Origin of the sequence: Actinomadura bangladeshensis (assembly GCF_004348335.1) — a bacterium.
Taxonomy (GTDB): domain Bacteria; phylum Actinomycetota; class Actinomycetes; order Streptosporangiales; family Streptosporangiaceae; genus Spirillospora; species Spirillospora bangladeshensis.
The window spans coordinates 1-8,019 of record NZ_SMJW01000318.1; the positions used below are offsets into that span (position 1 = coordinate 1).

The following is an 8,019-nucleotide window of genomic DNA, read 5'->3' on the forward strand; positions in this document are numbered from 1 at the left end:
GCCCAGGCCCGCCCCGTGACCATGCGATCGTTGCATGGTCACGGGGTTTCTGGACAGGCGTCAGGCGGACGCGGCGTCCTTGGCGCGGGCGCGCAGCGCGCGGGCGACGCCGTCGCGGCCCTCCGACAGCAGCCGGGCCAGCGCCGCCGGCGGGTCCTGCTCGGCGATGTAGGCCTCGGTGCGGTCGATCGTGGACTGCTCGATCACCAGGAACGGGTAGGCGACCTCGGCGAACGTCTGCGACATGTCGCTCGTCCACTCCTTCCACACGCGGCCGACCTCGGCGAAGTACCGGTCGACGTAGGGGAGCAGCAGCTCGACCTGGTCGGGCTCGACGAAGCCGCCGAGCGTCGACCGGTAGACGGCGTTCGGCAGGTCGCCGGACACGACCCGCTCCCACGCGGCCGCCTTCGCCTCCGCGGCCGGGATCGCGGCCTTGCAGGCGGCGGCGTGCCGCTCGCCGGCGGCGGTGCGGTCCCGCTCGTGCTCGGCGTCGATCTCGGCCTCGCCCGCGCGGCCGGTGACGACGAGGCGGCGCAGCAGCGTCCAGCGCAGGTCGGTGTCGACGGTGAGGCCGTCGAGCGCCTGCGAGCCGTCCAGCAGGCCCTGGACGAACGCCAGGTGCTCGCCGGACACGGCCGACGCGGCGAACGCCTGCGTGTAGGCGAGCTGGAAGTCCGAGCCGGGCTCGGCCGCGCGCGCCAGTCCGGAGAGCGTGTCGGCGAGCAGGGCGAGGCCGTCGGTGCGCCACGCCGGGTCCGCGTACTGCTGGACGGCGGTGCGCGCCTGCCGCAGCAGCGTCTGCGTGACCGAGATGTCGGTGACGCCGCGGATGCCCTTCGCGACGAGCCGGACGTAGTCGCGGGTCGCCATCTCGGCGTCGCGCGTCATGTCCCACGCCGCGGACCAGCACAGCGCGCGCGGCAGGCTCTCCTTGATGTCGCCGATGTGCTCGATGAGCGTCCGCTGCGAGTGCTCGTCCAGCCGGATCTTGGCGTAGGTGAGGTCGTCGTCGTTGACCAGGACGAGGTCGGGGCGCTTCTTCCCTACGAGCTGCGGCACCTCGGTGCGGGCGCCGACGACGTCCAGCTCGACCCGCTCGCGCCGGACGAGCCCGTCCTCCGTCAGGTCGTAGAGCCCGATCGCCAGGCGGTGCGAGCGCAGCGTCGGGTAGTCGGCCTTGGCCTCCTGCAGGACGGCGAACGACGTGAAGTCGCCGTTGCCGTCCACCTCGTACTCAGGCCGCATCGTGTTGACGCCGGCGGTCTCCAGCCACTCCTTCGACCAGGACGCGAGGTCGCGGCCGGACGTCTCCTCCAGCGCGCCCAGCAGGTCCGTCAGGACGGTGTTGCCCCACGCGTGCCGGTCGAAGTAGCGGCGCACGCCCTCCAGGAAGTTGTCGAGGCCGACATAGGCCACGAGCTGCTTCAGGACGGACGCGCCCTTGGCGTAGGTGATCCCGTCGAAGTTCACCTCCACCGCGCGGATGTCGGGGATGTCGGCGGAGATCGGGTGCGTGGACGGCAGCTGGTCCTGCCGGTACGCCCACGCCTTCTCCAGGTTCGCGAACGTCGTCCACGAGCCCGTCCACTTGGTGGCCTCGGCCTGGCACAGGACGCTCATGTAGGTGGCGAACGACTCGTTCAGCCACAGGTCGTCCCACCAGCGCATGGTGACGAGGTCGCCGAACCACATGTGCGCCATCTCGTGCAGGATCGTCTCGGCGCGGCGCTCGTAGGCGGCGTCGGTGACGCGCGACCGGAAGACGTAGTCCTCCAGGAACGTGACGGCGCCCGCGTTCTCCATGGCCCCCGCGTTGAACTCGGGGACGAACAGCTGGTCGTACTTGGTGAACGGGTAGGGGCGGCCGAACACCTTCTCGAAGTAGCCGAACCCCTGCCGGGTCACGTCCACGATGGCGGGGGTGTCGAGGTGGTCGGCGAGCGAGGCGCGGCAGTACACGCCGAGCGGGATGACGGTGCCGTCCTCGCGGCGGTACTCGTCCCGGACGACGTGGTACGGCCCGGCGATGAGCGCCGTGATGTACGTCGAGATCTGCGGCGTCGGCAGGAAGTGCCACGTCCCGCCCTCGGCGGACTCGGCGCCGTTCTGGGGGGACGACCCCCCAGACCCCCCGGTGCTCTTCGGGGGCTCGTTGGTGACGACCTCCCAGCCCTCCGGCGCCTTCACGGTGAACTCGAAGGTGGCCTTCAGGTCGGGCTGGTCGAAGCAGGTGTACATGCGGTGCGCGTCGGCCGTCTCGAACTGCGAGTAGAGGTACACGCTGTCGTCCACGGGGTCCACGAACCGGTGCAGGCCCTCACCGGACCGCGAGTACTCGCAGTCGGCGACGACGCGCAGTTCGTTGTCCGCCGCCACGCCCGGCAGCGGGAGGCGGCCCTTCTCGGCGTCATAGGACGAGGGGTCCAGGGCCTTCCCGTTCAGCGTCACCTCCCGCACGACGGCGCCGTGCAGGTCGATGAACGTGTCCGCGCCGGTCTCGGCGCTGCCGAACCTGACCACGGTGGTCGACCCGAAACGCTCCGCGCCCGTGGTGAGGTCCAGCTCGACCGTGTAGGACTCGACGGTGAGCAGCCGGGCCCGTTCCCGCGCCTCGTCGCGCGTGAGGTTGCCTGCCACATGTACTCCTTGGTCGGCTTATTCGCTTGGTGAAGTCATGTCTACCAACCGGACGCCGTCCGGGTCCGCCCGCCACGGCCTAAGGTGCGGGCTTCGACGGCCTCCCGCCCCGGGAATCGGACGGGGTACGCCCCGGTTGTCGGTCTAAGGCAGCCCATCACGCTCTAGGAGGCGACGTTGACTGAGAACGCACCGACCCCGGTGGACTTCTGGTTCGATCCCCTGTGCCCCTGGGCGTGGATCACGTCCCGCTGGATCCTGGAAGTGGAGAAGCTGCGCCCGATCGAGGTCCGCTGGCACGTGATGAGCCTGGCCGTCCTCAACGAGGACAAGGACATCCCGGAGGACTACCGGCGCATGCTCGCCGACGCCTGGGGACCGGTGCGCGTGTGCATCGCCGCCGAGCAGAAGTACGGGCCCGAGGTGCTCGGCCGCCTCTACACCGAGATGGGGACGCGCCGCCACCACGAGAAGCAGAAGCTCGACCGCGCCCTCGCCGAGGCGGCGCTGACCGCGGCCGGACTGGACCCGGCGCTCGCGGACGCCGCCGACTCCACCGCCTACGACGAGGCCCTGCGCGCGTCCCACAAGGACGGCATCGACCGCGTCGGCCAGGAGGTCGGCACCCCGGTCATCGAGGTCGAGGGCAGCGCCTTCTTCGGCCCCGTCGTCACCCCCATCCCGCGCGGCGAGGCCGCGGTCAAGCTCTGGGACGGCGTCCGCGCGGTCGCCAGCACGGACGGCTTCTTCGAGCTCAAGCGCACGAGGACCCGCGACCCGATCTTCGACTGAGCGCGGCCGGCCCGTGGCGGGGTGGCCCGCGAGCCACATAGGGGTTGCTATTGCGAAGATGTTGCAACTACTAGCCATGTGCCGCCAAACTGGTCCTGCTGGTGCAATCGGGCAGGGATGGTGAAGACGTGCATGTACCGGACGGTTTTATCGACGCCCCGGTGTCCGTCGCGGCCGGTGCGGTCGGGGTGGCCGGGGTCGGGCTCGCGCTGCGCGGGGCGCGGCGCGAGCTGGACGACCGCACCGCGCCGCTCGCCGGGCTGACCGCCGCCTTCGTGTTCGCCGCGCAGATGCTCAACTTCCCCGTCGCGTCCGGGACGAGCGGGCATCTGCTCGGCGGGACGCTCGCCGCGATCCTCGTCGGGCCGTACACCGGCGTCCTGTGCGTCTCGGTCGTCCTGCTCATGCAGGCGCTCCTGTTCGCGGACGGCGGCCTCACCGCGCTGGGCGTCAACGTCACCACCATGGCGCTCACCACGGTCGTGGTGGGGTACGGGCTGTTCCGGCTGCTGCTGCGGGTGCTGCCCAAGACGAAGACGTCGGTGTCGATCGCGTCGTTCGTCGCGGCCGTCGTCTCCGTGCCGGCCGCCGCCGTCGCGTTCACGCTGATCTACGCGGTCGGCGGCACGGCGGACGTGTCGATCGCCAAGGTCGCCACCGCGATGATCGGCGTGCACGTCCTGATCGGGATCGGCGAGGCGCTGATCACCGCTGTGACCGTGTCGAGCGTGCTCGCCGTCCGGCCGGACCTGGTGTACGGGGCGCGCGGGCTGCTGAAGCCGCTGGAGCTGCGCACCGCCGGGCGGAGCGCCGACACCGAGCCGTCCCGCGCCTGAGAGGGGAACCGATATGACCACCAAGCGCTTCTTCATCGGGTTCCTGCTCGTCTCGCTCGTCCTCGCGGGCGTCGTCAGCCACTACGCCTCCGGCAGCCCCGACGGGCTGGAGAAGGTCGCCGCGGACAAGGGCATCAGCGCCACGGAGAAGGACCACTCGCTCAAGGACTCCCCGCTCGGCGACTACGGCGTCAAGGGCGTCGAGAACGCGCGGCTGTCCGGCGGGCTGTCCGGGGTGATCGGTGTCGGCCTGGTGCTGCTCGTCGGCGGCGGGCTGTTCTGGGGCGTCCGGCGGCGCGGCTCCGGTGCGGAGGCCGGGCAGGCCGCCGACGGCGAGCGGGCGCCGTCCGAGCCGGCGCGGAAGGGCTGATGGGCGCGGGCCACGCGCACCGGCTCTACGTGCCGGGCGCCTCGCCGGTGCACCGGCTGCCGCCGCAGTGCAAGCTCGTCGCCGTCCTGGCGTTCGTGCTGCTGGTCGTCGCCACGCCGCGCGAGCGGATCTGGGCGTTCGGCCTGTACGCGCTGCTGCTCGCGGCCGTCGCGGCGGTCGCCCGGATCCCGTTCGGGACGGTCGCGCGGCGGATCGTCATCGAGGTGCCGTTCGTCGCGTTCGCGTTCCTCATGCCGTTCGTCGCCGAGGGCGAGAAGATCACCGTGCTGGGGCTGCGGCTCAGCGAGAGCGGGCTGTGGGGCGCCTGGAACATCCTCGCCAAGGGGACGCTCGGCGTCGTCGCCTCGATCCTGCTGGCCGCGACCACCGAGCCGCGGCTGCTGCTGCTCGGCATCGAGCGGCTGCGGATGCCGCAGCTCATCACGCAGATCGCCACGTTCATGCTGCGCTACGGCGACGTCGTCACGGCGGAGCTGCAGCGGATGAAGGTGGCCCGCGCGTCCCGGGGGTTCGAGGCGCGCGACCTCCGCGCGACCGGCGTGCTCGCCACGTCGGTCGGGGCGCTGTTCCTGCGCTCCTACGAGCGCGGGGAGCGCGTCCACCTGGCCATGGTGAGCCGCGGCTACGACGGCCGGATGCCGGTGGTGCACGACGTCGGCGCGTCCGCCGTGCAGTGGAGCGCCGCCGCCGTCCTGCCGCTGGCCGCGTCCCTCGTCGCCCTGGCTGCTTGGATGGTGCCATGACCCCGTCGCTCGAGGTGAAGGGCCTGGCGTACGCCTATCCCGACGGCACGCAGGCCCTGTTCGGCGTCGACCTGACGATCGGGCGCGGGGAGCGGGTCGCGCTGCTCGGCCCGAACGGCGCCGGGAAGACCACGCTCGTCCTGCACCTGAACGGGATCCTGCACGGCGGGCTGGGCGAGGTCAGGGTCGGCGGCCTCGCGGTCGACCCGAAGGACAGGAAGGCGCTGCGGGAGATCCGCCGCCGGGTCGGCATCGTCTTCCAGGACCCCGACGACCAGCTGTTCATGCCGACCGTCCGCGAGGACGTCGCGTTCGGTCCCGCCAACCTCGGCATGCGGGGCGCCGATCTGGACCGCCGGGTCGCCGACGCCCTCGACCGCGTCGGCATGGCGCACGTCGCCGACCGGCCGCCGCAGCACCTCAGCTTCGGGCAGCGCCGCCGCGTCGCCGTCGCCACCGTCCTGGCGATGGAGCCGGAGATCCTGGTGCTGGACGAGCCGTCCTCGAACCTGGACCCGGCGAGCCGCCGCGAGCTGGCCGAGATCCTGCTGAGCCTGGACGTGACGGTCCTGATGGTCACGCACGACCTCCCGTACGCGGCGGAGCTGTGCCCGCGCTCGGTGATCCTGTCGGGCGGCGTCATCACCGCCGACCGTCCCACCCGCGACCTGCTCACGGACGCGGACCTGCTGGCCGCCCACCGGCTCGAACTGCCGTTCGGCTTCGACCCGTCCGCCGCCGTCCGCTGATCCACTCGGCTCCTCTTCGGCCGTTCCGCTTGCCTCGCCGCGCCGCTTTCGCAAGACTCGACGTCTCGACACTGGTAACGGTTTTCATACCCGAAATGAGGCATTCGTGAAGGTTGCGTTCGTCGGCAAGGGCGGCAGCGGCAAGACCACCCTGTCGTCGCTGTTCGTCCGGCACCTGGCCGGGCGCGGGCTGCCGGTGGTGGCCATCGACGCCGACATCAACCAGCACCTCGGCGTCGCGCTCGGCCTGGACGAGGCCCGCGCCGCGAAGATCCCCGCGCTCGGCGACCGGCTCCCGCGGCTCAAGGAGCACCTGCGCGGCGACAACCCGCGCATCTCGTCCGCGGACGCGATGGTCAAGACGACCCCGCCCGGCGCCGGCTCGCGGCTGCTGCGGTTCCGCGGCGACGACCCGTTCCACGAGGCGGGCCAAGAGGTCGACGGCGTCACGCTGCTCGCCACCGGTCCGTTCAACGACGACGACCTCGGCGTGGCCTGCTACCACTCCAAGACCGGGGCGGTGGAGCTGTACCTCAACCACCTCGTGGACGCGCCGGGCGAGTACGTCGTCGTCGACATGACCGCCGGCGCCGACACGTTCGCGTCCGGGCTGTTCACGCGGTTCGACCTGATGTTCCTGGTCGCCGAGCCCACCCGCAAGGGCGTCGGCGTCTACCGGCAGTACACCGAGTACGCCCGCGACTACGACGTCGCGATCCGCGTCGTCGGCAACAAGGTCCAGAGCGAGGAGGACGTCGCCTACCTGCGCGAGCACGTCGGCGACGACCTGCTGACCTGGCTCGGGCAGTCCGCCGCCGTCCGGGCGCTGGAGCAGGGCCGCGGCGGCGTCGCGCTGGAGGACGGCAACACCGCCGCGCTCGACCGCATGCGCGCCGAGGTCGACGGACGCGCCAAGGACTGGGACACGTTCCAGCGGCAGGCGATCGAGTTCCACGTGAAGAACGCGCGGCGCTGGGCCAGCCGCGCCGCGGGCGAGGACCTGGAGGCGCAGGTCGATCCCGACTTCCGGTTCCCGGCGGCGTCCGGGACCGCCTACGCGGGGTAGCCCCGGCCCTACCGGCGGGCAGCGATCACCACTACCCTTGCCCGCCATGACGATGCGGCGAATGCTGGTCATGGCGGGCGGCGCGGTGGTTCCCATCGCCCTCATCTCGATCCTGCTGGGCAATCAGTGGGTCATCGACGCGATCAACGACACGGGGCTCCACTGGGACGAGGGCATCGCACCGCCGCTGTACTGGCTGTTCTTTCCGGCGTGGAGGCTGACCGCCGGCGACTACGCCTGGAAGTACGTCGCCGTGCTGGACCTCGGCGTCCTGTTGTTCTTCGTCCTGCTGATCCTGCTCGCGGTGGCGGGCGCCCGCGCCGTCGACGCCCAGCGCGGCGCGATCGGCGCGGTCGTGGCCGGCTGGTGGGCCACGGTCGTGGCGGGCGGGATCGCCGGGTTCATGACCGGGATCATGCTGCGCTGGGCGCTGGACATCACCAGCGACAGCGGCCCGTTCATCTTCGGCGCGGTCACGCGCGGAGCGAGCTTCGGCTTCGCCTACGGCTGGCTCGCGGGGCTCGGCATGCTGCTCGGCTTCCTGATGACCCGCGGGCGCGGCGCGGCGGTGCAGCAGCCCGGTCAGCCCGGTCAGCCGGGTCAGTACGCCCCGCAGCAGCCGGCCATGCCGGCGCAGCAGCCCTACGGGCAGCCCGCGCCGCAGCAGGCCGTCCCGTACGTCCCGCAGCAGGCCCAGCCGCAGCAGCCCTGGGGCGGCATGCCCCAGCAGCCCGTCCCGCAGCAGTACCAGCAGCAGCCGTACCAGCAGCCGCAGTACCCGCAGCAGGCCCAGCCCCAGCCC

At 71.9% G+C, this 8,019-nt stretch carries 7 protein-coding genes and 1 pseudogene; 7 read left to right on the top strand and 1 reads right to left on the bottom strand.

What is annotated here, in order from left to right; translation table 11 throughout:
• Positions 1 to 60: 60 nt before the first annotated feature.
• The gene (gene pepN, locus E1284_RS36025) at positions 61 to 2,640 is read right to left on the bottom strand and encodes an aminopeptidase N (protein WP_131944633.1); all 2,580 of its coding nucleotides are present in this window, start codon (positions 2,638 to 2,640) and stop codon (positions 61 to 63) included.
• A gap of 177 nt (positions 2,641 to 2,817) precedes the next feature.
• Here pepN and E1284_RS36030 point away from each other — a divergent pair, with 177 nt between their 5' ends.
• The 7 genes and pseudogenes from E1284_RS36030 to E1284_RS36055 form a co-directional block, all read left to right on the top strand.
• Entirely contained in the window at positions 2,818 to 3,432 is a 615-nt protein-coding gene (locus E1284_RS36030) for a DsbA family protein (protein ID WP_131944634.1), read from the top strand.
• Positions 3,433 to 3,593: 161 nt separating this feature from the next.
• The gene (locus E1284_RS42075) at positions 3,594 to 4,268 is read left to right on the top strand and encodes an energy-coupling factor ABC transporter permease (RefSeq protein WP_165965561.1); all 675 of its coding nucleotides are present in this window, start codon (positions 3,594 to 3,596) and stop codon (positions 4,266 to 4,268) included.
• Between the two features lie 13 nt (positions 4,269 to 4,281).
• Positions 4,282 to 4,638: a PDGLE domain-containing protein gene (locus tag E1284_RS42080; protein ID WP_165965562.1), complete on the top strand. Its 357-nt coding sequence runs from the start codon at positions 4,282 to 4,284 to the stop codon at positions 4,636 to 4,638.
• Positions 4,638 to 5,402, top strand: coding sequence for a cobalt ECF transporter T component CbiQ (gene cbiQ, locus E1284_RS36040; RefSeq protein ID WP_131944635.1), 765 nt, complete (start codon positions 4,638 to 4,640; stop codon positions 5,400 to 5,402). Before E1284_RS42080 ends, cbiQ begins: the two co-directional genes overlap by 1 nt.
• Entirely contained in the window at positions 5,399 to 6,151 is a 753-nt protein-coding gene (locus E1284_RS36045) for an energy-coupling factor ABC transporter ATP-binding protein (RefSeq protein ID WP_131944636.1), read from the top strand. The genes cbiQ and E1284_RS36045 overlap by 4 nt, the downstream gene beginning before the upstream one ends.
• A 106-nt stretch (positions 6,152 to 6,257) precedes the next feature.
• Positions 6,258 to 7,217, top strand: a complete 960-nt coding sequence (locus tag E1284_RS36050; protein WP_131944637.1) for an ATP-binding protein — start codon at positions 6,258 to 6,260, stop codon at positions 7,215 to 7,217.
• A gap of 46 nt (positions 7,218 to 7,263) precedes the next feature.
• Positions 7,264 to 8,019, top strand: a pseudogene (locus E1284_RS36055) (hypothetical protein); the annotation flags it as partial.